General features: G+C 71.5%; 21 protein-coding genes and 2 pseudogenes. 12 read left to right on the top strand and 11 right to left on the bottom strand.

Features of this window, described 5'->3' with window-relative positions:
• Positions 1–41 precede the first annotated feature (41 nt).
• Both ACFHWS_RS03435 and ACFHWS_RS03430 read left to right on the top strand, forming a co-directional pair.
• Positions 42–917 (top strand): helix-turn-helix domain-containing protein, encoded by an 876-nt coding sequence (locus ACFHWS_RS03435; protein ID WP_416567601.1) that lies wholly within the window; start codon positions 42–44, stop codon positions 915–917.
• Positions 895–1,140 (top strand): DUF397 domain-containing protein, encoded by a 246-nt coding sequence (locus tag ACFHWS_RS03430; RefSeq protein WP_416567600.1) that lies wholly within the window; start codon positions 895–897, stop codon positions 1,138–1,140. The genes ACFHWS_RS03435 and ACFHWS_RS03430 overlap by 23 nt, the downstream gene beginning before the upstream one ends.
• Before the next feature lie 83 nt (positions 1,141–1,223).
• Here ACFHWS_RS03430 and ACFHWS_RS03425 read toward each other — a convergent pair whose 3' ends face one another.
• On the bottom strand, positions 1,224–2,150 hold the full coding sequence (locus ACFHWS_RS03425; RefSeq protein ID WP_416567599.1) for an endonuclease domain-containing protein: 927 nt from the start codon (positions 2,148–2,150) through the stop codon (positions 1,224–1,226).
• Positions 2,151–2,305: 155 nt separating this feature from the next.
• The gene (locus tag ACFHWS_RS03420) at positions 2,306–2,638 is read right to left on the bottom strand and encodes a YnfA family protein (RefSeq protein WP_282234084.1); all 333 of its coding nucleotides are present in this window, start codon (positions 2,636–2,638) and stop codon (positions 2,306–2,308) included.
• A gap of 186 nt (positions 2,639–2,824) precedes the next feature.
• Between ACFHWS_RS03420 and ACFHWS_RS03415 the strand changes: the two genes are divergently transcribed.
• The 3 genes from ACFHWS_RS03415 to aspS all read left to right on the top strand — a co-directional run bounded on the left by ACFHWS_RS03415 (position 2,825) and on the right by aspS (position 5,390).
• A complete protein-coding gene (locus tag ACFHWS_RS03415; RefSeq protein ID WP_416567598.1) occupies positions 2,825–3,595 on the top strand; it encodes a class I SAM-dependent DNA methyltransferase in 771 nt (256 codons plus the stop codon).
• 19 nt (positions 3,596–3,614) lie between these two features.
• The gene (locus tag ACFHWS_RS03410; RefSeq protein WP_416567597.1) at positions 3,615–3,818 is read left to right on the top strand and encodes a hypothetical protein; all 204 of its coding nucleotides are present in this window, start codon (positions 3,615–3,617) and stop codon (positions 3,816–3,818) included.
• A 267-nt stretch (positions 3,819–4,085) separates the two neighbouring features.
• Positions 4,086–5,390 (top strand): aspartate--tRNA(Asn) ligase, encoded by a 1,305-nt coding sequence (aspS, locus tag ACFHWS_RS03405; RefSeq protein ID WP_282234087.1) that lies wholly within the window; start codon positions 4,086–4,088, stop codon positions 5,388–5,390.
• A gap of 60 nt (positions 5,391–5,450) precedes the next feature.
• On the opposite strand, the gene ACFHWS_RS03400 is transcribed toward aspS, so the two are convergent.
• Positions 5,451–6,146 carry a methyltransferase domain-containing protein gene (locus ACFHWS_RS03400; protein ID WP_416567596.1) on the bottom strand — a complete coding sequence of 232 codons (696 nt, stop codon included), beginning with the start codon at positions 6,144–6,146 and terminating at the stop codon, positions 5,451–5,453.
• Positions 6,147–6,352: 206 nt separating this feature from the next.
• Positions 6,353–7,879 (bottom strand): glycerol kinase GlpK, encoded by a 1,527-nt coding sequence (glpK, locus tag ACFHWS_RS03395; RefSeq protein ID WP_416567595.1) that lies wholly within the window; start codon positions 7,877–7,879, stop codon positions 6,353–6,355.
• Between the two features lie 84 nt (positions 7,880–7,963).
• On the opposite strand from glpK, the gene ACFHWS_RS03390 reads away from it, so the two are divergent.
• Positions 7,964–8,938 carry an acetylxylan esterase gene (locus ACFHWS_RS03390; RefSeq protein ID WP_416567594.1) on the top strand — a complete coding sequence of 325 codons (975 nt, stop codon included), beginning with the start codon at positions 7,964–7,966 and terminating at the stop codon, positions 8,936–8,938.
• 9 nt (positions 8,939–8,947) lie between these two features.
• A pseudogene (locus ACFHWS_RS03385) lies at positions 8,948–9,599 on the top strand (ribose-phosphate diphosphokinase); the annotation flags it as partial.
• Here ACFHWS_RS03385 and ACFHWS_RS03380 read toward each other — a convergent pair.
• Complete coding sequence (locus ACFHWS_RS03380) at positions 9,580–10,098, bottom strand: ATP-binding protein (protein WP_416552302.1); 519 nt, start codon at positions 10,096–10,098, stop codon at positions 9,580–9,582. The pseudogene ACFHWS_RS03385 and the gene ACFHWS_RS03380 overlap by 20 nt on opposite strands.
• Positions 10,099–10,236: 138 nt before the next feature.
• Between ACFHWS_RS03380 and macS the strand changes: the two genes are divergently transcribed.
• Together macS and ACFHWS_RS03370 are read left to right on the top strand one after the other, a co-directional pair.
• The gene (macS, locus tag ACFHWS_RS03375; RefSeq protein ID WP_416552303.1) at positions 10,237–11,439 is read left to right on the top strand and encodes a MacS family sensor histidine kinase; all 1,203 of its coding nucleotides are present in this window, start codon (positions 10,237–10,239) and stop codon (positions 11,437–11,439) included.
• Positions 11,440–11,480: 41 nt separating this feature from the next.
• The gene (locus ACFHWS_RS03370) at positions 11,481–12,110 is read left to right on the top strand and encodes a response regulator (protein ID WP_416552372.1); all 630 of its coding nucleotides are present in this window, start codon (positions 11,481–11,483) and stop codon (positions 12,108–12,110) included.
• A gap of 30 nt (positions 12,111–12,140) precedes the next feature.
• Here the strand turns inward: ACFHWS_RS03370 and ACFHWS_RS03365 are convergent, their stop codons facing one another.
• Positions 12,141–12,722: a DUF5709 domain-containing protein gene (locus tag ACFHWS_RS03365; RefSeq protein ID WP_416567593.1), complete on the bottom strand. Its 582-nt coding sequence runs from the start codon at positions 12,720–12,722 to the stop codon at positions 12,141–12,143.
• Between the two features lie 28 nt (positions 12,723–12,750).
• On the bottom strand, positions 12,751–13,218 hold the full coding sequence (locus ACFHWS_RS03360; RefSeq protein WP_416567592.1) for a hypothetical protein: 468 nt from the start codon (positions 13,216–13,218) through the stop codon (positions 12,751–12,753).
• 514 nt (positions 13,219–13,732) lie between these two features.
• Here ACFHWS_RS03360 and ACFHWS_RS03355 point away from each other — a divergent pair.
• Positions 13,733–14,980, top strand: a pseudogene (locus tag ACFHWS_RS03355) (glycosyltransferase); the annotation flags it as partial.
• Here the strand turns inward: ACFHWS_RS03355 and ACFHWS_RS03350 are convergent.
• From ACFHWS_RS03350 to aroA, 4 genes are all read right to left on the bottom strand, one after another.
• Complete coding sequence (locus ACFHWS_RS03350) at positions 14,956–16,044, bottom strand: hypothetical protein (RefSeq protein ID WP_416552373.1); 1,089 nt, start codon at positions 16,042–16,044, stop codon at positions 14,956–14,958. The pseudogene ACFHWS_RS03355 and the gene ACFHWS_RS03350 sit on opposite strands and share 25 nt — an antisense overlap.
• 84 nt (positions 16,045–16,128) lie before the next feature.
• Positions 16,129–16,920, bottom strand: coding sequence for a histidinol-phosphatase (gene hisN / locus ACFHWS_RS03345; RefSeq protein ID WP_123605243.1), 792 nt, complete (start codon positions 16,918–16,920; stop codon positions 16,129–16,131).
• A gap of 66 nt (positions 16,921–16,986) precedes the next feature.
• Positions 16,987–18,189 carry a ribosome small subunit-dependent GTPase A gene (locus ACFHWS_RS03340; protein WP_416567591.1) on the bottom strand — a complete coding sequence of 401 codons (1,203 nt, stop codon included), beginning with the start codon at positions 18,187–18,189 and terminating at the stop codon, positions 16,987–16,989.
• Positions 18,162–19,460 (bottom strand): 3-phosphoshikimate 1-carboxyvinyltransferase, encoded by a 1,299-nt coding sequence (gene aroA, locus ACFHWS_RS03335; protein WP_416552306.1) that lies wholly within the window; start codon positions 19,458–19,460, stop codon positions 18,162–18,164. The genes ACFHWS_RS03340 and aroA overlap by 28 nt, the downstream gene beginning before the upstream one ends.
• 48 nt (positions 19,461–19,508) lie before the next feature.
• Here aroA and ACFHWS_RS03330 point away from each other — a divergent pair, with 48 nt between their 5' ends.
• Both ACFHWS_RS03330 and ACFHWS_RS03325 read left to right on the top strand, forming a co-directional pair.
• Entirely contained in the window at positions 19,509–20,279 is a 771-nt protein-coding gene (locus ACFHWS_RS03330) for an SOS response-associated peptidase (RefSeq protein ID WP_416552307.1), read from the top strand.
• A gap of 251 nt (positions 20,280–20,530) precedes the next feature.
• The gene (locus ACFHWS_RS03325) at positions 20,531–20,926 is read left to right on the top strand and encodes a WhiB family transcriptional regulator (protein ID WP_416552308.1); all 396 of its coding nucleotides are present in this window, start codon (positions 20,531–20,533) and stop codon (positions 20,924–20,926) included.
• Positions 20,927–20,946 lie beyond the last annotated feature (20 nt).

Raw genomic sequence — 20,946 nt, 5'->3', positions numbered from 1 at the left:
GGGTTAGGCTCGTGTCAAGAGGTTGGGACAGGAGGATTTCGATGACCAAGCCGACGCCGCCCACAATTGCCATCCGCGGCCTCGCTGGCGAACTACGCGCGCTGCGGCAAGGTAGGAAGCTGAGTGTCCGTGGGGTGGCGGCGAGACTTGGCTGGCCGGCGTCGAAGTTGTCCAGGATGGAGACCGGCCGGCAGGGCAGCAAGCTGGAGGACGTCGCGTCCCTACTGGTCATCTACGGTGTCACCGGTGAGGAACGGCAGCGGCTGCTCGCCATGTCGGAGCGTTCCGAGCCCGGCTGGTGGGAGGTGCTGGGTGGTCTCCCGGTCGAGTCCCGGACGTTGATCCAGTTGGAGGCCGAGGCGTCGGCGATCGTCGACTTCGAGCCACTGCTTGTGCCGGGGCTGCTCCAGACCCCGGACTACACCAGGGCAGTCTTGCAAGGCTGCGGCGTTCCGGAGGCCGACGCGCAGACCAGAGTTACCGCTCGGCTTGGGCGCCAAGCCATTCTGGCGAGGTCCGAACCCCCGGCGCTGCATGCCATCCTGGACGAGTCGGCGCTGCGTCGGCCGCTCGGCGGTCCATGGGTGATGGGCCGGCAACTACGGCACCTTGTCGACGCCGCCGACCGCCCGAACGTCACCCTGCAGGTCGTGCCGTGGTCGGTTGGTGGCTACACGGGTCTGGACGGAGCATTCGCCATCTTGGACTTCCCCCGTAACCGGACGGTTGTGCACCTTGAGCACAAGATCTCCGGATTGTTCCTGGAGGAGCCCGAGCAGGTGAGCTTCTTTCGCGAGGAACTGGATAGGCTGCTCACGGTGGCGCTGAGCCCTGCCGAGTCGATCGACCTGGTGGCCCGGCTCGCGGGAGAACACGAGCGTGAGCGAGGCGAGGATGGACGCAGCCGAACTGCCTGACGGGACGTGGCGCAAGTCGAGCCGGAGCGGTTCAAACTCCAACTGCGTCGAGGTGGCTGGGCTTCCCGGGGTGGCTGGGTTCACTGACCAGGGTGTCTCTGGTGCGCTTGGCGTCGCGGTGCGGGACTCGAAGGATCCGTACGGCCCGGTGTTGTCCTTCTCCGGCGACTCCTGGACCGACTTCGTGACCGCCCTCCGGCGCGGCGGCCCCGCCTCGGCCTGACGTGCTCCGTGCCGAGGTGAGGCTGACGCACGTCAAATCGCGAAATGAGGTGCGCCAGCCTCACCTCGACGGGCGCGATGTGGTCAGGTGGCGCGTTCGGCGATCGCGCGCCGTACCTTTTGGGCGAGTTGTTCTTTTCGTCGGAGTACGTCGTCGGCCGTGAAGCGGAGCGCGATCCAGCCAGCTTCCCGCAGCGCGTTGAAGCGGTACACGTCCTTGCGGAACGCGGCCCGCTCCCGGTGATGGTCGCCTTCGTACTCGATGGCGATCCGCCACTGCGGGTACGCCAGGTCGACCCGGGCGACGAACCGCCCCTTGCCCGCAGAAAGAGCCTTTACCCTGTACTGCGGAGTGGGTTCCGGCAGGCCGGCGTCGTGCAGCAGCAAACGGAGCCGGCTCTCCATCGGTGATTCGCTCAACGGTTCCGCGAGAGCAAGAAGATCCCTGACCTGTAGCAGGCCGCGCAGCCCGGAGCGGGTGTCGATGTATGCGGCAAGGCTGTTGCGTGTGACAAGGCGGCGGTGGAGGAACGCGTCGAGGGCGCCGAGCGCAGCGGCACGCGGCAATGATCGGCCCAGATCGAACGCGGTACGGACTTCAGTGGTCAAGGGGAGCCCACTCAAGGAGGTGATGTCGTCCGGGGTGAGCGTCCGGGATGCGTACCTGATCCTGGGGTGCGGATCAGGTCGGGCGGTCTTCGGCAGCGCGACGTGCACCGGCACCACCGTCTGTCTCGGGCCGCGTAGCGGCAGAAGATCAATCCCCCAGAGAAAGGCCGCGCTGAGCTCGTGGATCGCCGCGCCGGGCGGCAGTCGTGCGGCGGCGGCTACACACCACATCCGGTGGTCCTCGGGTCGGTACGAACCTTCGTGCACGTAGACGTCGGGCAGGATGCGGCGCCAGTGCGGGCCGTTGAGCATCCGTCGGGTGATCAGGCCGGCGGCGATGGCGCGGCTGCCGGAGAACGGCTCGAAGCTCAACTCGCGGGGCACCGTGGCGGGGCGGGACATCGGACGAGCTTGCCGGGTCGTCGCCGTCGTTTCTGCCCGGTACGCCGGTCCAGTCGCGCATCCGACGCAAGACAACCACCGCAAGAGAAACCATCGCCGGCTCCAGACGCACCCGCCGGGTACAGGAGCACTGCCGGCAGCGTGGCCTTCGTAGTTCAGCCGCGTGGGGCGTACATGATGACGGCGACGCCGATCAGGCAGATCGCCGCGCCGGTGATGTCCCAGCGGTCCGGGCGGAACTTGTCCACGACGACGCCCCAGGCGAGTGAACCGGCGACGAAGACCCCACCGTAGGCGGCGAGGATCCGGCCGAAGTGCGGGTCCGGCTGCAGCGACGCCGCGAACCCGTACAGCCCGAGCGCCATCACCCCGGCGGCGATCCACAGCAGGCCGCGGTGCTCCCGCCAGCCCTGCCAGATCAGCCACGCCCCACCGATCTCGGCCAGCGCGGCGAGGACGAACAGGACGAGGGATCGCGCGACGGTCACGGCGCTGACCCTACCCAGACCTTCGCCGGCACCTGGGGCGCGCCGCACCGCTGTCGTCCGCCGCATCGAGGTGAGGCTGACACACCTCAAATCGCGAAATGACGTGCGTCAGCCTCACCTCGACGGTGTGACCACTCCGCACTTAATGACTTGCGTGCGTACGGAAACGCTTTGAGTATCGTGCCCATGACGAGCAGTGACCTGTGGGGTGAGCAGGCAGCACAGGGGTACGACCGCACCTCGGCAGAGATGTTCGCCCCACATGTGCTTACGCCGACAGTGGAGTTTCTGGCGCAGCTGGCCGGCACCGGCCCCGCGCTGGAGTTCGCGATCGGCACCGGCCGGGTAGCGATCCCGCTGTCCGCGAGGGGCATTGCGGTGAGCGGGATCGAGTTGTCGCAGCACATGGTGAACCAGCTGCGCCGCAAGGTCCCGCTGGCAGACGACCTGCCGGTCGTCGTCGGCGACATGGCGACGGCGACGGTTCCGGGGTGGTTTTCCCTGGTGTACGTCGTGTACAACAGCATCGGCAACCTGCGTACGCAGGACGAGCAGGTGGAGTGCTTCCGCAACGCCGCCCGGCACCTCTCGCCGGGTGGGCGGTTCGTCGTCGAGCTGTGGGTGCCGGGTATCCGGCGGTTCCCACCGGGGCAGTCGGCGGTGCCGTTCGAGGTGACGGATCGGCATGTCGGCTTCGACACCTACGACATGGTCACTCAGCAGGGCACCTCGCACCACTACCGCCGGCGCGACGACGGCAGCGCCAGGTACGGTGCCAGCAACTTCCGCTACATCTGGCCGGCCGAGTGCGACCTGATGGCCCGGCTCGCCGGCCTGGAGCTGGAGCGGCGGGTAGCGGACTGGGACGGCTCGCCGTTCACCTCCGACAGCGAGAAACACGTCTCCGTCTGGCGCATGCCATCGACTGGCCCGGGGAGCGAGACCGATGAAAGATAGCGGGAACATCGTCGGTGAGGTGGCCGCTGACGCCGATTCCGATCGGCGTGCCAAGCTGCTGGAATCCCTTCGTGATCTACTCGACCGGCTCGACGTCGACCTCATCGAGCAGGACGAAGCCGACGACCACCAGACTCTCGCCGATGGCGGTCGGAATCTGGATGCGGACGGCGACGCCCTACCGCTAACGTCGACAGGCAACAGCGATGACGGAGCCGAGTAGCGGTTGCGCCACCGGAGTGACAGAGAGCCGCCCACAGCTGAGAGGGCGGACTCCGGCCCAGCCGTGAAGACCCTCCTGAGCTGCGGGAAAGAACGGCCCGTCCGGGCTCAGTAGACTCCCGCCGACTCGCCCACGTCACGGGTAAGCGAAGGCCGCGCCACGCGTATACCACGCGGTGGCGCGGTGAAGGTGTGGTGGCACCGCGAGGATCCCGCTCGCCCACACCTCTCTGGGGACGCGTTGCGCACACCGGAGGAGGTCATCACCATGCAACGCATCCTTTCCGCTGCTCTTCCCGACTTCGTCGAAAAGCCCGTACGGCTGGCTGGCTGGATTCACCGGCGGCGAATGCTGAAATCCGTCGCGTTCCTGATCCTGCGCGACGCCGCCGGGCTCGCCCAGGTCGTCGTCACCGACCCGGCGGTACGGGCGCAGCTCGAACGACTGCCGGAGGAGACCACGGTCGCCGTCACCGGCACCGCGACCGCCCAGCCGGCCGCCCCCGGCGGCGTCGAGGTCACCGGCCCGACGATCACGCCGCTGACCGACCCGGCGGCACCCGTACCGTTCGATCTGTATCGGCCGGACCTGCGGGCCACCCTGCCGACGATCCTGGACCACGCGCCGGTCGCGCTGCGGCACCCGAAGCTGGCCGCCACGCACCGGATCGCGGCCGCCGCCGTCGCCGGCTTCCGAAAAACACTCACGACGATGGGTTTTGTCGAGATCCACACCCCGAAGATCGTCGGTACGGCGACCGAGAGCGGCGCGAACGTCTTCGCCCTCGACTACTTCGGTCGGCGGGCCTATCTGGCCCAGTCACCGCAGCTCTACAAGCAGATCATGGTCGGTGTCTTCGAACGGGTCTTCGAGGTCGGTCCGGTGTTCCGGGCCGAGCCGAGCGACACCGCCCGGCACCTGGCGGCGTACACGTCGCTCGACGCCGAACTCGGCTTCGTCGACGACCACCGGGACGTGATCGCCGCCTGCCACGCCACCGTCGCCGGGATGCTGACGGCGGTCGCCGAACACGCCGGGCCGGCGCTGGAACTGCTCGACGTACGGCTGCCGGCGCTGCCGGCCGACCCGGTGATCGTGCACTTCGTCGACGCTCTCAACATGATCAGCGCGGCGACCGGCCGGGACGTCACCGGCGAGCCGGACCTGGCCCCGGAGCACGAACGCTGGCTGGGGGAGTGGGCGCTGCGCGAGCACGGCAGCGACTTCGTCTTCGTCGAGGGCTATCCGACCCGGCACCGGGCTTTCTACACCCACCCGGACCCGGCCCGGCCCGGCCACTCCCGGGCCATCGACCTGATCTTCCGGGGCGTGGAGCTGGTCAGCGGCGGGCAGCGGCTGCACCGGTACGGCGACTACGTCGACGCGCTCGCCGAGCGGGGCGAGACCGACCTCACCCCGTACGCCGGTTACCTGGACGCGATGCGGTACGGCATGCCGCCGCACGGCGGCTTCGCGTTCGGGTTGGAGCGGTTCGTGGCCCGGCTGCTCGGCGTACCGAACATCCGGCAGGTCACCCTCTTCCCGCGCGACCTGCACCGCCTCACCCCCTGACCCTCGACGGTGTCGTCCGGTGTCCCGTGACCAGCGGGGCACCGGACGACATCAGGCCGGTCAGGGTCGCCGGAGCCGGACAGCGACGAAGGACGGCGACCGGTGCAGCTTGCGGTAGGCCGCCTCGTCGACGTCACACAGGCTGGGTACCGGGCGTGGTTCGACGAACCGCTCCAGGCGCAACCCGGCGTCCAGCAGCTCGCCCAGGAACGTTTCCAGCGTCATGCGTTGGTAGCGGATCGACAGCGGGCCGCCGGACAGCGGGAGGTCCACCCAGTCGACGGCGAAGTACGAGCCGCCGAAGTGCCGCCAGTCTGCGGTCGGATGGGTCGTGGAGATCAGCAGCCACCCGCCCGGCCGCAGCACCCGTCGTAGCTCACCGAGCAACTGTCGTCGGTTGGCGACGTGGTGCAGCATCAACGCGCACACCACCCCGTCGAACGACGCGTCGTCGAGGAAGTCGAGCGGATCCTCGGCGTCGTGCCGGTGTAGGTCGGCCCGGTCGCCCAGCCTGCGCTGGGCGTGCGCCAGCAACGTCGCGCTGCCGTCGATTCCGACGACCTCGGCACCACGCGACAGCAGCTCCGCCGCGTAGTGCCCGGCCCCGCAGCCGACATCCAGAATCCGCTGTCCGCCGACGTCGCCGGCGAGGGCAAGCATTGCCGGCCGGTCGACGTAGGCGTTGTACGGACTGGTGTCTGCGTGTCGGGCGAAGTGGTCGCCGAGCTCGTCGTGGTAGGCGGTGCGGGCGGGCATCAGGACAGCATCCCGCCGTGCGCCGTCCATTGCGAACTGTTTAGCCGCGCCGGGTTGCTGGCTCCGGGAACCCCAGGTGCCTTCGCGGGCGTGCTGCCACAGGTTTCATCAAGATGCACCTGTGGCAGCACGCCCGACGAGTAGACCGACCCGAAGAGGTGACGCTGCGTAGATCTCTGGAAGCTGAACGGCGTTTCGGCTGGTCGTCAGTCGTCGACCCAGTCGAGGGTGCGGCTGACGGCCTTGCGCCACTGGGCGTACTCGCGGTCACGGTGCGCCGGCTCCATCGCCGGTCGCCACTGCGCGTCGGCCCGCCACTGGGCGCGCAAGGTGTCCAGGTCGGGCCAGAAGCCGACCGCCAACCCGGCCGCGTACGCCGCGCCCAGGCAGGTGGTCTCGCTCACCGCCGGGCGCACCACCGGTACGTCGAGCACGTCGGCGAGGAACTGCATCAGCAGCTCGTTGGCGGTCATCCCGCCGTCGACCCGTAGCCGGCGCAGCGCCACGTCGGAGTCGGCGTTCATCGCGTCGACCACCTCCCGGGTCTGCCACGCGGACGCTTCCAGCACGGCCCTGGCCAGGTGCCCCTTGGTGATGTAGCCGGTCAACCCGGCGACCACGCCCCGGGCGTCGGCCCGCCAGTGCGGGGCGAAGAGTCCGGAGAACGCCGGCACGATGTAGCAGCCGCCGTTGTCGTCGACGCTGCTGGCCAGCTGCTCGATCTGCGCCGCGCTGGAGATCAGGCCCAGGTTGTCGCGCAGCCACTGCACCAGCGAGCCGGTCACCGCGATCGCGCCTTCTAGCGCGTAGTGCGCCGGGGCGTCACCGATCTGGTACGCCACCGTGGTCAACAGTCCGTGCTGCGAGGTGACCGCGCTCGTACCGGTGTTGAGCAGCAGGAAACTGCCGGTGCCGTAGGTGCATTTTGCCTCGCCGGGCTGGAAGCAGGTTTGCCCGAACAGCGCCGCCTGCTGGTCGCCGAGCGCGCTGGCCACCGGTACGCCGGCCAGCGCCCCGCCGGCGACGTCGGCGTCCGCCGTACCGTAGATCGTGGCTGACGGGGCGATCTCCGGCAGCATCGCGGCCGGAATGCCCGCTGCGGACCGGATCTCGTCGTCCCAGCGCAGCGTGCGCACGTCCATCAGCAGGGTACGGCTGGCGTTGGTGACGTCGGTTACGTGCCGGCCGGTGAGCTTCCAGATCAGCCAGGACTCCATCGTGCCGAACAGCACCTCGCCGTGTTCGGCCCGCTCGCGCAGCCCGTCGACGTGTTCCAGCAGCCACATCGCCTTCGGTCCGGCGAAATACGTGGCCAGTGGCAGCCCGGTGCGTTCCCGCAGCCGCTGCTCGCCGACGGCCGCGCCGAGCCGCTGCAGCTGCGGCCCGGTGCGGGTGTCCTGCCAGACGATCGCGTGGTGCACCGGCCGACCGGTGGCCCGGTCCCATACCACGGTGGTCTCCCGCTGGTTGGTGATGCCGATCGCGGCCAGCCCACCCGGTGGGAGGTCGGCATCGGCCAGCGCCTGCCGGACCATCTGCTCGACGTTGGCCCAGATTTCCTCGGCGTCGTGCTCCACCCAGCCGGGGCACGGGAAGATCTGCCGGTGCTCCCGTTGGGCCATGGCGACGATCGCGCCGGCGGCATCGAAGACGATGCACCGAGACGAGGTGGTGCCCTGGTCGATGGCGGCGACGTACCGTCCGGCGGCGGCTACGCTGGTCTGCTCCGTCATCGGGCCAGTATGGCCGTAGTCAGGGCCGGCATGGCCGCAGACATCGGCCCCCGTCGGATCGGCCGGCGCTGGTAGCGTGCCGCCATGGCCTGGTTCGATCTTCCCCTCGATCAGCTGCGGCGCTACCAGCCTGAGCTGTCACCCCCGGCGGATCTGCGCGAGTTCTGGGACGAGACGCTGTCCGACGCCCGGTCGATGGCGGTGCCGCCGGTGGCGACCCCGGTGGAAACCGCGCTGCGCATGATCGACACGTACGACGTCAGCTTCACCGGCTTCGCCGGCCAGGAGATCAAGGGCTGGCTCAACGTGCCGTCGGGCGCCGCCGGGCCGCTGCCGGTCGTCGTCGAGTTCATCGGGTACGGCGGCGGCCGCGGCCGCCCACACGAGTGGCTGCTGTGGGCCTCGGCCGGCTTCGCCCACCTGATCATGGACACCCGGGGCCAGGGCGGGTCGTGGCGCGGCGGGGACACCCCGGACGCCGGGCCGGACGGGTCCGGGCCGACCACTGCGGGCTACCTGACCCGGGGCGTGCTGGACCCGGCCGGCTACTACTACCGCCGGCTGATCACCGACGCGGCCCGAGCGGTGGAGATCGCCCCTGAGCTGCCCGGTGTCGACCGGTCCAGGATCGCTGTGGTCGGGACCAGCCAGGGCGGCGGATTGGCGCTGGCCGCCGCCGCGCTCGCCGGCGACCGGGTCGGCGCGGTGGTGTCCCGGGTGCCGTTCCTGTGCCAGATCCGCCGCGCCGTCACGATCACCGACGCCGACCCGTACAACGAGCTGGTCCGGTTCTGCCGGATCCAGCCGGAGCGGGCTGCGGCGGTGTTCGCCACCGTCGACTACGTCGACGCCGCCCACCTGGTGCCGTGGGCCACCGCCCCGGCGCTGTTCAGCGCGGCGCTGATGGACCAGACCTGTCCGCCGTCGACGGTCTTCGCCGCCTACCACGCGTACGTCGGTCCGAAGGAGATCGAGGTGTACGAGTGGGACGGGCACGAGGGTGGCCGGGCGCACTTCGACCAGTTGTCGATCGAGTTCGTCCGCAAACAGCTCGGTTGAGCCCGGCCCAGGGTCTCGTCGGCCGGGCGGATCACCGTGGTGCTGCCGCACTACGCGTACGCCCGGTCGGACAAGCAAGAAGGACGCCCCACGGATCTCGATCGGTGCCCGACTCGTCGCCGACCTGTTGGTCTCCGCCGGTGCCGACCGGGTGCTCGCGATGACGCTGCACTCCCCGCAGGTGCACGGCTTCTTCAGCGTCCCCGTCGACCACCTGCACGCGCTGCGTGAGCTCGCTGCGCACTTTCACGACCACGATCTGACCGACACCGTGGTCGTCTCACCCGACCTGGGCAACGCCAAGGAGGCCGCCGCCTTCGCCCGGATGCTCGGTCTGCCGGTCGCGGCCGGGGCCAAGCAGCGGTTCAGCCTCGACGACGAGATCGCCAAAGGCAGTACGGTGATCGAGCTGATCGACCACCTGCGGGAGCTGAAGGTCCGGTCGATCCGCATCGCCTGCACCCACGGGCTGTTCTCCAGCGGTGCGCTGGACCGACTCAGCGACCAGGACGGCGTACTGGAGATCGTCTGCACGAACACGGTGCCGATTCCGGCCGCCAAACGGGTGCCGAAGCTGCAGGTGCTCTCCGTCGCGCCGGCACTGGCCGAGGCGATGCGCCGGATTCACAACGGCGAGTCGGTCAGCGCCCTGTTCGGCTGACCGGATCGTCCACCCCGGCCCCGGACGCCGCAGTCTCGGACACCCCGGCTCCGGACGCCGCAGTCTCGGACAACCTGAGGCTGATCCGTACCGTGGTGCCCTCCGTGCCGGTGGCGACCGCCATGGTGTCGGTCAACCGCTCGGTGAGCCACAGCCCCCAGCCGCCCGCCGTGTTCGGCGCTGGGCGGTCCCGGTTGCGCAGCCGGTCGGACCCGATGCCCTGCCCGTTGTCGGCGACCTCGCAGTACATCGACTGTGTGTCACGCCACATCCGCAGCCAGCCCTGGCCGCCGCCGTGCCGGACCGCGTTGGTGATCAGCTCGTTGACGGCCAGCACGAAATCGTCGAGCCGCTGGCCGCTCATCCCGGCCGAGCCGGCGCACGATGCGACGTGGTGTCGCAGGTCAGTGACCTGCGACCGGTCGAAGGCCTCGCTGAGCAGATCCATCGGGTCGATAGGCACGACCGTACGCGATGACGGGGGATCTGCGTCGGTCATGGCCCATCCGGCTGCTGATCGTCAGTGCTTTCGCGGCATTCTCACCCTACGTTGACCTGTGGGGAAATGCACATCGGTCCGGGCGTGTCCGGCCGCCCAGCCCTCGCCGGCCGCCCGGCTGTGTGCCATCGTCGGCGGGTGCGGCAGAGCCCCGCCCCGGTGGGCACCCTGATCGTCCCGTTGTGGCGGGCCCTCGCGGTGTTCCGGTTCACCGCCCTCGGCTATGTGCTGGTGCTGTACGTGCGCAACGTAGCCGACTACGCCCATCCGCTCGTCGCCGTCCCGGTCCTGCTCGGCATGATCGCCTGGACGGTCGCCGCCACCTGGGCGTACGCCCGGCCCCGACTGCGCCGCTGGCCGCTGCTCGCCGTCGACCTGTTCGTGGCGTTGGTCCCGCTGCTGGTCAGCCCATGGATCATCGGGCGGCCCGCGTTGGTCGACGGAGTGCCGACCATCGCGGTTGCCTGGCTGGCCGGTCCGGTGCTGGCCTGGGCGGTCGCCGGCGGCCGGCGGCTCGGGGTGACCGCTGCCCTGGTGCTGACCGCCGCCGACCTCGCGGTTCGGGACCGGCTCACCGAGTCGTCGGTCACTCCCGGTGTGCTGATGCTGCTGGCCGGCATCGCCGTCGGGCACGTGGCCCGGCTGATCGGCGCGGCCGAGGACCGGTTGCAGCGGGCGGTCGAGCTGGAGGCGGCGACCCGGGAGCTGGCCGCCGCGACCCGGGAGCGGGAACGGCTGGCCCGCGACATCCATGACTCGGTGCTGCAGGTGCTGGCAATGGTTGCCCGGCGCGGGGCCGACCTCGACGGCGAGGCCGGTCAGCTGGCCCGGCTCGCCGGGGAGCAGGAGGCCGCGTTGCGGGCGCTGGTCACCAGCCGGGTCACCGTACCGCCGGACAAGCCCGCCGCGACGGTGGCGTTCGACGCCGGGCCGGTCGACCTGCGGTCCGTGGTCAACGGGTACGCGTCGTCGCGGGTCTCGGTCGCCACCCCGGCCGACCCGGTGCTGCTGCCCGGTCGGCTCGCCGCCGAGCTCGGCGCGGCGCTCGGTGCCGCGGTCGACAACGCGGTGCGCCACGGCGGTCCGCAGGCGCGGGTGTGGGTCCTGGTCGAAGAGGAGCCGGACGCGGTTACCGTGTCGGTCCGGGACGACGGGTGCGGCATCCGACCCGGTCGGCTGGCGGAGGCGGCCGCGCAGGGTCGGCTCGGGGTGAGCCAGTCGATCGAGGGGCGGGTCGCCGAGATCGGCGGCACGGTACGGGTCGTCTCGCAGCCCGGCGCGGGCACCGAGATCGAGCTGCGGGTGCCGAGCCCGGATACGACGGCGGAGGAGTACGGGTGACGGCAAGTGGGGCAGCGGGCGCGGGGGAGCCGATCCGGGTGATGGTGGTCGACGACCACCCGATGTGGCGGGAAGGGGTGGCCCGGGACCTGGCCGAGGCCGGCCACGAGGTGGTCGCGACCATTGGGGAGGGACGCCAGGCCGTGCGGATCTGCGCGGCGGCCCGACCCCAGGTGGTGGTGCTGGACCTGCAGCTGCCCGACATCTCCGGGGTGGAGGTGATCCGCGGCATGCTGGCCGAGCAGCCCTGCGTACGAGTGCTGATGCTGTCGGCCAGCGGAGAACAGCAGAGCGTGCTCGACGCGATCAAGGCCGGCGCGACCGGCTACCTGCTCAAGTCGGCCGGCCCAGAGGAGTTCCTCGACGCGGTCCGCCGGACCGCGACCGGGGAGCCCGTCTTCACGCCGGGCCTGGCCGGACTGGTGCTCGGCGAGTACCGCCGGCTGGCCGCTACCGCGCGACCCGCCGGGGACGAGCCCCGGCTCACCGACCGGGAGACCGAGGTGCTGCGACTGGTCGCCAAAGGGCTGTCGTACAAGCAGATCGCCGGCCGGCTGGGGCTGTCCCACCGGACGGTGCAGAACCACGTGCAGAACACCCTGGGCAAGCTGCAGCTGCACAACCGGGTGGAGCTCACCCGGTACGCGATCGAACAGGGCCTCGACGACTGACCGACTGGCCGGCCGGGCCGGCCGCTGCTGTCAACGGTCGATCGGGTGGTCCTCGGGGGCCTCGGTCTCGTGCACCGCCAGCTCCTCGGCACTGGCCCCACCACCGGCGGCCCCGGCGTCGGCCGCCACCGAGTCCGGTTCCTCGTCGGTGTGCGCCCCCTCGTCGGCTTCCACCAACCGTCCCACCGTCCCGTTGTCCGCCCCACCGAGCCGGCCGTGGTCGTAGATCGAGACCGGTGAGTCCGGATCTGAGTACGGGCCGGGGTCAAGCACGTCGGCGTCGCGTTGCGCCTGGGCGGCGGCCTGTTCGCTGTTGGCCTCGTCGCCGAGCGCCTGGTCGACCGGCCCGCTGAGTGGATCGTCAACCGGCCTGCCGAGCGCCTCCCGGGCGAGTTTGTAGTCCAACGACTCCCCGTCGAGCTGCTCCTGGGCGGTGTTGCCAAAGTGGTCCACCGCCACCGGCACGTCGCCCGGGATGCTCTCCGGGTCCGGGCCGTCGGCCTCGCGGCCGCTGGCCACGTCGTCGTACGCGGTCGAGTCGTCGTCCGCGGTCTGCGGGATCCCTTCGGACTCCGGGTCGGAAACCGGCGCGGGGAAGTCGTCTGTACGCATGCCGTCCCATTACCCGGGTCGGTGGCGGTCACACACCTGGTTGGGGCGGGTCGGGGCGGCGTCGCTCCGGCGGCGGCCTTTCGTCACCGTCCGCGCCGGTCGGCACGGTCGGGTCGCCGACCGGCGCTGCCGGCGTCGCCGTGGTCCGACCGGCCGGCACCTGGTACGGGTGCGAGGCGGTGGTCGCCGATGATCCGCTCACCACGCCGGCGGCGAATTCCTCGTCCGCAGGGCGCCCCGGGTGGTACCCGAGGTCGGTCCCGGGCCGTTGGCCGGCCGGCGCCACCGCGGGCCGTACCCGTACCGGCCCGGTGGCCGCCGGGTGCGTCGCCGGCTGGTCCACCGCGGCGCCGGCTGTCGGCTGGTCCACGGTCGGCCCCGTCGTGACGTCGGTTCCACCGGACCTGGTCCGCCTGCCGACCAGGTAGCCGACCGCCACCCCGGCCAGCAGCAGGGCGAGCCGGGCCGGGCCGGTCGAACTGTCGCGCCGTACCACTGTCAGTCTCCGTCCTGTGGATGGTCCGCCGGATCGATGGCTGCCCAGACGAGTTTGCCGCCTCGCAGCCGGGTGCAGCCCCACCGCAGCGCCACCGAGTCGACCAGCTGCGGCAGCTCCCACCGGCGACAGCCCTCGGCGAGCAGCGACCGCGTGCCGGTCCAGCACCCCGACCAGCCGGATCACCGGATCGGTCGGGTCACACTCCAGCGCGCATCGCAGGTCGGTAGGCACGTTCCTCCTCCCGGCGCCCCGCACCAGCCCGGCGCTGCGGACGACAGCACCGATCGTCCGCCGTCCCGACGTACCCGTTGGGCGGAAGCGGCTGCTCTGCGTCCAGTCGCTGCCATGCGTACGGGTACCCCGATTTGGGCGTGTCATACCACCGGTGTGGGTCGTCGCACCTCACCCGTGGCCCTCACCCGAGGGTGGTGCTCGTCGGAACCGGAGGAATCCTCGTACCGCAGGGGTTAGAAAGAACCGCTAGCACCCGTGACGAGCAACGGAGGTGAAGATGCGCGTCGGTCTGGTGTCTGCCCACGACGGAGCTGCGATGGGTCACCCCGTACACCGTGACCTCGCACAGCGTGACCGCGCACAGCGTGACCCCGGACGTCTCGACACCGCCGGGCAGCCGGTCACCGGCACCCGGCAGCACATCGCCCGGCTCGCCACCGAACTGGCTGCTCTCGGTCACGAGGTCCGGGTCTACCAGCGGCGGACCGGGCCGGGCGAGCCGGACGGCGAGTCGTCGGACGGCTACCAGCTGATCCGGGTGCCGGTCGGTCCGCCGACCCGGCTGGGCACCGCCGACCTGCTGGCCCACCTGCCGGAGTTCAGTCGCTGGCTGGCGGGTCAGTGGGACGACGGGGAGTGGACGCCGGACGTGGTGCACGGGCACTTCTGGCCGGGTGGTCTCGCGGCGGCCAGCGCGGTCGGCCGCAGCCGGATCCCGCTGGTGCAGACCTTCCACAGCATCGGTAGTCAACAGCAGCGGCAGCTGGGTACCGGCTACCAGGGTCCGCGGCAACGGATCGCGCTCGAGCAGGCGCTGTGCCGGGTGGTCGACGCGGCCGTCGCGCAGTGCACCGAAGAGGTGGACGAACTGGCTCGGATGGGACGTGACCGCGCATCGGTCGCGATGATCCCACCTGGAGTGGACACCACACGGTTCGCGCCAGACCCCGCGCCGCCGGTACGGCGGCGTCGCCGGCTGCTCGCCGTCGGCGACCTCACCCCCGGCTCCGGGCATGACGAGCTGATCGGCGCGCTCCGGCTGGTCGGCGACGTCGACGTGCTCATCGTCGGCGGGCCCGACCGGGCCGAGCTGGTTGGGCATCCGGACGCCCGGCGGCTGCGGGATGTGGCCACCCGGTACGGGGTGGCCGACCAGATCGAACTGCTCGGGGCGGTACCGGCCGGGGAGATGCCGCAGCTGTACCGGTCGGTCGACGTGGTCGCCTGCACCAGTCGGTACGTGCCGGTCGGCACGGTGGCATTGGAGGCGATGGCGTGCGGCGTGCCGGTGGTGGGGTACGCCCACGGCGGGGTGGCCGACTGCGTGGTGGACGCGGTGACCGGTCGGCTGGTGCCGCCCGGCGACGTCCGGGCGCTCGGCGTCGCGCTGCGGCGGCTGCTCGCCGACGAGGCCGAGCGGTTCGCGTACGGGCACGCGGCCGTCGACCGGGTCCGGTGCCGGTACGGCTGGGACCGGACCGCTGCCGCCATCGAACGGCTTTACCAGCGGGTGCTCGGGTCGCGCCACGGCGGCCCGGTGCCGGCCGGGTCGAGCGGCGTCGTCTCGGGGCAGTTGCCCGACGGTGATTCGGTCGAGCCGGTCGACGTGGAGATCGATCTGGCGGCGATCGATGCCACGGCGCCGCTGGAGGCGACCGCGCCGGCGGAGGCGACCGCCACGCCGGTCCGGGCCGGCTGACCTGTGCTGTCGGTGTCTGGCCCGCCGCTGACCCTAACCGGCCGGCCTGCCCGGCCTGGGCCGCCGGCCCAGGCCGGCTGTGCCGTCTCGGGTGCGTGCTGAGTCGTCGCGTACCGGGTCAGGCCGAGCACGGCGGCCAGCGTGATGAGGAAACCGACCGCGGCCAGCCATTCGCGTCCGGGCCAGATCTTGTCGTTGAGTAGCAGCAGGCCGACGATGGCGGCCGGGACCGCGCCCGCCGCGTCCATCGCAGCGATGGCGGCGGTGACCGAACCGCGCTGCATCGCCAGGCCGATCAGCCACTGACCGATGGCTGAGTGCGCGATCAGCAGGTAGAGCAGCGGCTCGGTGACCAGGTCGCGGTAACTGGCGGTGCCGGCGAGCGGCCGGGAGGCGACCGCGGCGGCGGAGAAGGCGAACCCGGCGAGCAGTCCGAGCAGGACGGCCGCGGCCGGGCCGTCGAGTCGGGCCGCCCCGGCACCGCAGGCGGCGATCAGCAGGCCAGCGAGGGCGATGACGGCCACCGCACGGGGGCCGAGTGGGTGCGCCGGCGCGGGTCGGGCGGCGACGACCAGCGCGGTTACTCCGACCAGCAGCAGCACCAGCAGGACTACCTCGGCGGTCGGCAGCCGCCAGCCCAGGGTCAGTACCCCGAGCAGCGCCGTCACGCCGAGAGCGGCGGCCACGCTCGCCTGGACCAGGAACAGCGGCAGGTCCCGCCGGGCGAGGAAGGCCAACACGAAGGCGAGGCACTGGCAGCCGAGGCCGATCAGGTACACCGGCTGCCGGGCGAGTCGCAGCAGCAGACCGGGGTCGAAGCAGCGACGGACCGTGGTGCGGGCGGCGGCCACCGCCTGGAAGAGGTGTGCGACGCCGTACGTGGCAATCATCGCCGCGAGGAAACACCAACCGGTCGACGTCACCCGGCGAGGATAGACGGTCGCTCGATCTGCTCCACCTGAGACCGGCTGCGGTCAGCTGAGCCGGTGCAGCAGATCGGAGTGCAGCCTGCCGTTGCTGGCCACGGCGCTGCCGCCGGCCGGGCCGGCCCGGCCGGTCAGGTCGGTGAAGGTGCCACCCGCCTCGGTGACGATGGGGATCAACGCGGCCAGGTCCCACAGTGACAGCTCCGGTTCGACCATCGCGTCCACCGCGCCCTCGGCGACCAGCATGTAGCCGTAGAAGTCCCCGTAGGCCCGGCTGCGCCACACCGACCGCATGATGTCCAACATCGCCGGTAGTCGCCCGGACTCCTCCCAACTGGTCAGCGAGGAGTAGCAGAAGCTGGCGTCGGCGAGGCGGCGGACCCCGGAGACCTGGATCGCGGTCGCGGCGGCCGTGTGCCGTCCTGCGTACGCTCCGTGACCGATCGCGGCCCACCAGCGTCGGCCCAGCGCCGGTGCCGAGACCAGGCCGACCACCGGCTGGTCCCCCTCCATCAGGGCGATCAGCGTCGCCCAGACCGGTACGCCCCGGATGAAGTTCTTGGTGCCGTCGATCGGGTCGATCACCCACTGCCGGTTGCCGGGCCCCGCCGCCGCGACCGACGCGCCGAACTCCTCACCCAGCACGCCGTCCCGGGGTCTGGTCCGGGCCAGGGTGGCGCGCAGCGCCTTCTCCACGGCGGTGTCCGCGTCGGAGACCGGTGTGAGATCCGGCTTCGCTTCGACCCGCAGGTCGAGCGCCCGGAACCGGGCCATCGACATCGAGTCTGCGGTGTCGGCGAGTAGATGGGCGAGGGAGAGATCGTCGGCGTACCGGGCCATGGCGGGAAAGGTATCTGATTACTCACCGCAATGGTCGGATGTCCCACCGCGTAAGGTCCGGCCCGCTCACCCGCGGGTCGCGCTACGGCCGGTCTCGGTATCCCCGGACCGCGAGTCCAACAGCCGCCGGTACGACGCCAGCCGGCGCGGATCGGCGTTGCCGGCCGCCACCCAGCCGGCCAGCCGGCACTGGCCGGCGTCGCCGGTGTGCTCGCAGTTCGGCGGGCAGTCGAGGCTCCCCTCGACCAGATCGGCGAAGCCGTGCAGCAGGCTCTCGGCCGACACGTGGGCCAGCCCGAAACTGCGTACGCCGGGCGTGTCGACGATCCATCCGGGGTCGCCGGCCGGAACGACCCGCGCGTCGGCCCGACTCCCCGCACCGGCACCGTCGTCGGCCGACGTGTCGGCCTCGTCAGGCGACGCGCCGGAGTACGGCAGCCGCAGGGCTACCGCGCTGGACGAGGTGTGCCGTCCCCGGCCGATCGCGCTGACCGTGCCGACCGCTCGTAACGCCTCCGGCACGAGCCGGTTGACCAGCGTGCTCTTGCCTACCCCGGAGTGCCCGACCAGCACCGACAGTCGACCGGCCAGGCGGTGCCGCAGGTCGGCCAGGTCACTGCCGGGTCGGCACAGCACGTACTCCAGGTCGAGGTCCCGGTAGTAGTCGACGACCGGCGCCGGGTCGGCCAGGTCGGCCTTGGTCAGGCAGAGCAGCGGGTCGATCCCGGCGTCGTACGCGGCGACCAGGCAACGGTCGATGAATCCGGTCCGGGGCGGCGGGTCGGCCAACGCGCTGACGATCACCAGTTGGTCGGCGTTGGCGACGACCACCCGCTCCAGCCGGCCCTCCGGGGTGGTTTCGTCGTCGTCGGCGGTACGGCGCAGCACCGAGGCCCGTTCGTCGATCCGGACGATCCGGGCGAGACTGCCGGCGTCACCCGAGACGTCGCCTACCAACGCGACTCGGTCGCCGATCACCACCGCGCGCCGACCGAGCTCCCGGGCCCGCATCGCGGTCACCACCGGAGGCGGGTCGGCGACCGGCTGCGGAGCCTGCGGGCCGGTGAGTACGCAGCCGTAGCGGCCCCGGTCGACCGTGACCACGAAACCGTCGACCGCGTCGTCGTGCGCCGGCCTGGTGCGGGTACGCGGCCGGGACGACCGGCGCGGTCGTACCCGCACGTCGTCCTCGTCGTACTCCCTGCGCCTGCCGGCCAGGATCTGCTCCTCTCCCGTCGCGGTCAGTCTCCTGCCGCCACCGCCGACCATAGTGCCGGAAATTCCGGCAGCGTCTTGGCCGTGCACCCGACGTCGGTCAACTCGACGCCCGGCACCGCCAGGCCGAGCACAGCGGCGGCGTGCGCCATCCGGTGGTCGTCGTAGGTGCGGAACACTGCGCCGTGCAGCGGTTTGGGGGCGATCTCCAGCCCGTCGGGCAGCTCGGTCACCGCGGCGCCGAGCCCGGTCAGCTCGGCGGCGAGCGCCGCCAGCCGGTCGGTCTCGTGTCCACGGATGTGGGCGACGCCGGTCAGCCGTGACGGCGCGTCGGCGAGCGCGGCGAGCGCGGCGAGCACCGGAGTGAACTCGCTGACCTGGCGCAGGTCGACGGTGACGCCGCGCACCGTGCCGGTGCCCCGGACGGTCAGCCCGTTGCCGTCGACCGTGACCGAGCCGCCGAGCTGCTCGATCAGCTCGATCAGCAGGCCTACCGGCTGGGCGCTCTGCGCCGGCCAGTCGGCCAGCGTGACCGTGCCGCCGGTGACCAGCGCGGCGGCGAAGAAGGGCAGCGCGCCGGACAGGTCGGGCTCGATCGGCCAGTCCCGCCCGCGCAGTTCGCCCGGCTCGACCCGCCAGGTCTGTGGCACCGAGTCGTCCACCACCGCGCCGGCGGCGCGCAGCATCTCGACGGTCATCGCGATGTGCGGGGCGGACGGCAGCACCGCCCCGGTGTGTCGGACCAGCACCCCGCCGGTGAACCGGGGCGCGGCCAGCAGCAGCCCGGAGACGAACTGGCTGGACTTCGAGGCGTCGACCTCGACCGCACCGCCGGTGACCTGTCCGGTGCCGTGCACGGTGATCGGCAACCCGCCGGTCGGCGCGGCGTCGATGCGCAACCCGAGGTGGCGCAGGCCGTCGAGCAGCGGGCCGAGCGGGCGAGCCCGGGCTTGCGGGTCGCCGTCGAAGGTGACCGGACCGTCGGCCAGCCCGGCCACCGCCGGCAGGAACCGCATGATGGTGCCGGCGAGGCCGACGTCGACGTGTGTCGGGCCGTGCAGTGCGGCCGGGACGACCGGCCAGCGCTGCGCGGAGCCGGTCTCGATCCCGGTGCCCATCGCGGCCAGGCCGGCGGCCATCAGCGTGGTGTCCCGAGCCCGGAGCGGGCGGACGACGCTGCCGGGGGCGGTGCCGAGCGCACTCAGCACCAGGGCGCGGGCGGTCATCGACTTCGAGCCGGGCAGTCGGAGGGTGGACCGGATCGGCCCGGCGGCGCGGGGTGCGGTCCATGGCTGGTGCGGCGGGACACTGCTGAGTTCAGGCACCCGTACAGTGTGCCAACCACGCCGGGCCGACCAACTAGCCTGGGCACCATGTGCGGGCGGTACGCGACCACGCGCAGCGCGGCGGATCTCTCCGCGTTGTTCGAGGCGCTGGACGACACGGGCGGCTCGCTGGCGGCCGACTACAACGCGGCACCCACCGATCCGGTGCCCATCGTGCGGCTGTCCCGAGGTGACCGGACCGACCAGCCGCAGCCGGTAGCCGAGCCGGCGGTTGCCCGACGGGTGGTGAGCGTGGCCCGGTGGGGCCTGGTGCCGCCGTGGGCGGCCGACCCTCGGATCGGCACCCGCATGATCAACGCGCGGTCGGAGACGGTCGCGTCCAGTAGGGCGTTCGCGCCGTCGTTCGCCCGTCGTCGCTGTCTGGTGCCGGCCGACGGCTGGTACGAGTGGGTACGCCCGGCCGGTGTCCGGCGCGGTGGCGGGCAGCCGTACTTCATGACCCCGGTCGACGGCCGGGTACTGGCGTTCGCCGGTCTCTGGTCGGTTTGGGGCCGGCCGGACCCAATGATCACGAGCAGTGTGATTACCACCGCGGCGGTCGGGCCGCTCGCCGAGGTTCATGATCGAATGCCGCTGTTGCTGCCGGAGGACCGCTGGGCCGAATGGCTCGACCCGGAAGTGGACGGCACCGCCCTGCTGGCTGCGCCGAATGACAATTACCTGGACTGCATCGAGATTCGGCCGGTGGGTACGACGGTGGGCAACGTCCGTAACAACGGCGCTGAACTGGTGCGACGGGTAGCTCCGGGGAGCGGGTCGGGGCCGGCCGGTCCGGCGCCGCATCCGGAGCTCTTCTGAGCCTGCGGATGGTACCGCTCCCAGGCTCGGCGGTGACGCCGGGGTCCTACTTCCGGTGATCAGCCGACCGCGCGGGCGGGGGTTTGCCAGTGTTGGGACCGAATCGCCGGGACGTATTTTCCCCAGAATCGATGCAGGCCCTTGTCTATGCCTGCCGAAGTGCGATAGAAACCAGCGCCGACAGTGGATTCCGATTCGCCGCAAACCAACGACGTTGATCATTGTCTTAGATCCCACGGGGGAGGTGGGTAATGACCCGGGCGCGAATGCCCCGTCCACATGAGGTCGCAGCCGCGCGGCGCGACCCCAGGCTGCTCACAGCGATGGCGGAACGCCGCCTCGACGAAGCCTGGCGGACTCGCGGGGTCTGTCAGAGCGTCGACCCGGAGACGTTCTTCCCCGCGCCGAGCGAACCGGCCGATGCCGCAGTCGCGCTCTGCCGTACCTGTCCGGTCCAGGGGCCGTGCCTGGCCTGGGCACTCGACGCCGGGGACAGCCACGGCGTCTGGGGGGCGACGACCCCGCGGGAACGCCGAGCCATGCAGGTGGCCTGGCGGGGCTCCGGCGATGGTCCGGATCCCGGTCCGGTCGACGAAGCCGGCCCGCCGGTCCGCGACCGGTTACTCACCCTGGTGCCGCTGAGCTGATCGGGGCGTTGCCAGGCGGG

This window comes from Micromonospora sp. LOL_013, from assembly GCF_048060315.1.
Lineage (GTDB): Bacteria > Actinomycetota > Actinomycetes > Mycobacteriales > Micromonosporaceae > Micromonospora_E.
This window is presented reverse-complemented; position numbering and strand designations above follow the sequence as displayed.

Coding starts and splice junctions, on each gene's coding strand:
- ACFHWS_RS03435 (WP_416567601.1), top strand. CDS start 42: ATGACCAAGCCGACGCCGCCCACAATTGCCATCCGCGGCCTCGCTGGC.
- ACFHWS_RS03430 (WP_416567600.1), top strand. CDS start 895: ATGGACGCAGCCGAACTGCCTGACGGGACGTGGCGCAAGTCGAGCCGG.
- ACFHWS_RS03425 (WP_416567599.1), bottom strand. CDS start 2,150: ATGTCCCGCCCCGCCACGGTGCCCCGCGAGTTGAGCTTCGAGCCGTTC.
- ACFHWS_RS03415 (WP_416567598.1), top strand. CDS start 2,825: ATGACGAGCAGTGACCTGTGGGGTGAGCAGGCAGCACAGGGGTACGAC.
- aspS (WP_282234087.1), top strand. CDS start 4,086: ATGCAACGCATCCTTTCCGCTGCTCTTCCCGACTTCGTCGAAAAGCCC.
- ACFHWS_RS03400 (WP_416567596.1), bottom strand. CDS start 6,146: ATGCCCGCCCGCACCGCCTACCACGACGAGCTCGGCGACCACTTCGCC.
- glpK (WP_416567595.1), bottom strand. CDS start 7,879: ATGACGGAGCAGACCAGCGTAGCCGCCGCCGGACGGTACGTCGCCGCC.
- ACFHWS_RS03390 (WP_416567594.1), top strand. CDS start 7,964: ATGGCCTGGTTCGATCTTCCCCTCGATCAGCTGCGGCGCTACCAGCCT.
- ACFHWS_RS03380 (WP_416552302.1), bottom strand. CDS start 10,098: ATGACCGACGCAGATCCCCCGTCATCGCGTACGGTCGTGCCTATCGAC.
- ACFHWS_RS03370 (WP_416552372.1), top strand. CDS start 11,481: ATGGTGGTCGACGACCACCCGATGTGGCGGGAAGGGGTGGCCCGGGAC.
- ACFHWS_RS03365 (WP_416567593.1), bottom strand. CDS start 12,722: ATGCGTACAGACGACTTCCCCGCGCCGGTTTCCGACCCGGAGTCCGAA.
- ACFHWS_RS03350 (WP_416552373.1), bottom strand. CDS start 16,044: ATGATTGCCACGTACGGCGTCGCACACCTCTTCCAGGCGGTGGCCGCC.
- hisN (WP_123605243.1), bottom strand. CDS start 16,920: ATGGCCCGGTACGCCGACGATCTCTCCCTCGCCCATCTACTCGCCGAC.
- ACFHWS_RS03340 (WP_416567591.1), bottom strand. CDS start 18,189: ATGGTCGGCGGTGGCGGCAGGAGACTGACCGCGACGGGAGAGGAGCAG.
- ACFHWS_RS03330 (WP_416552307.1), top strand. CDS start 19,509: ATGTGCGGGCGGTACGCGACCACGCGCAGCGCGGCGGATCTCTCCGCG.
- ACFHWS_RS03325 (WP_416552308.1), top strand. CDS start 20,531: ATGACCCGGGCGCGAATGCCCCGTCCACATGAGGTCGCAGCCGCGCGG.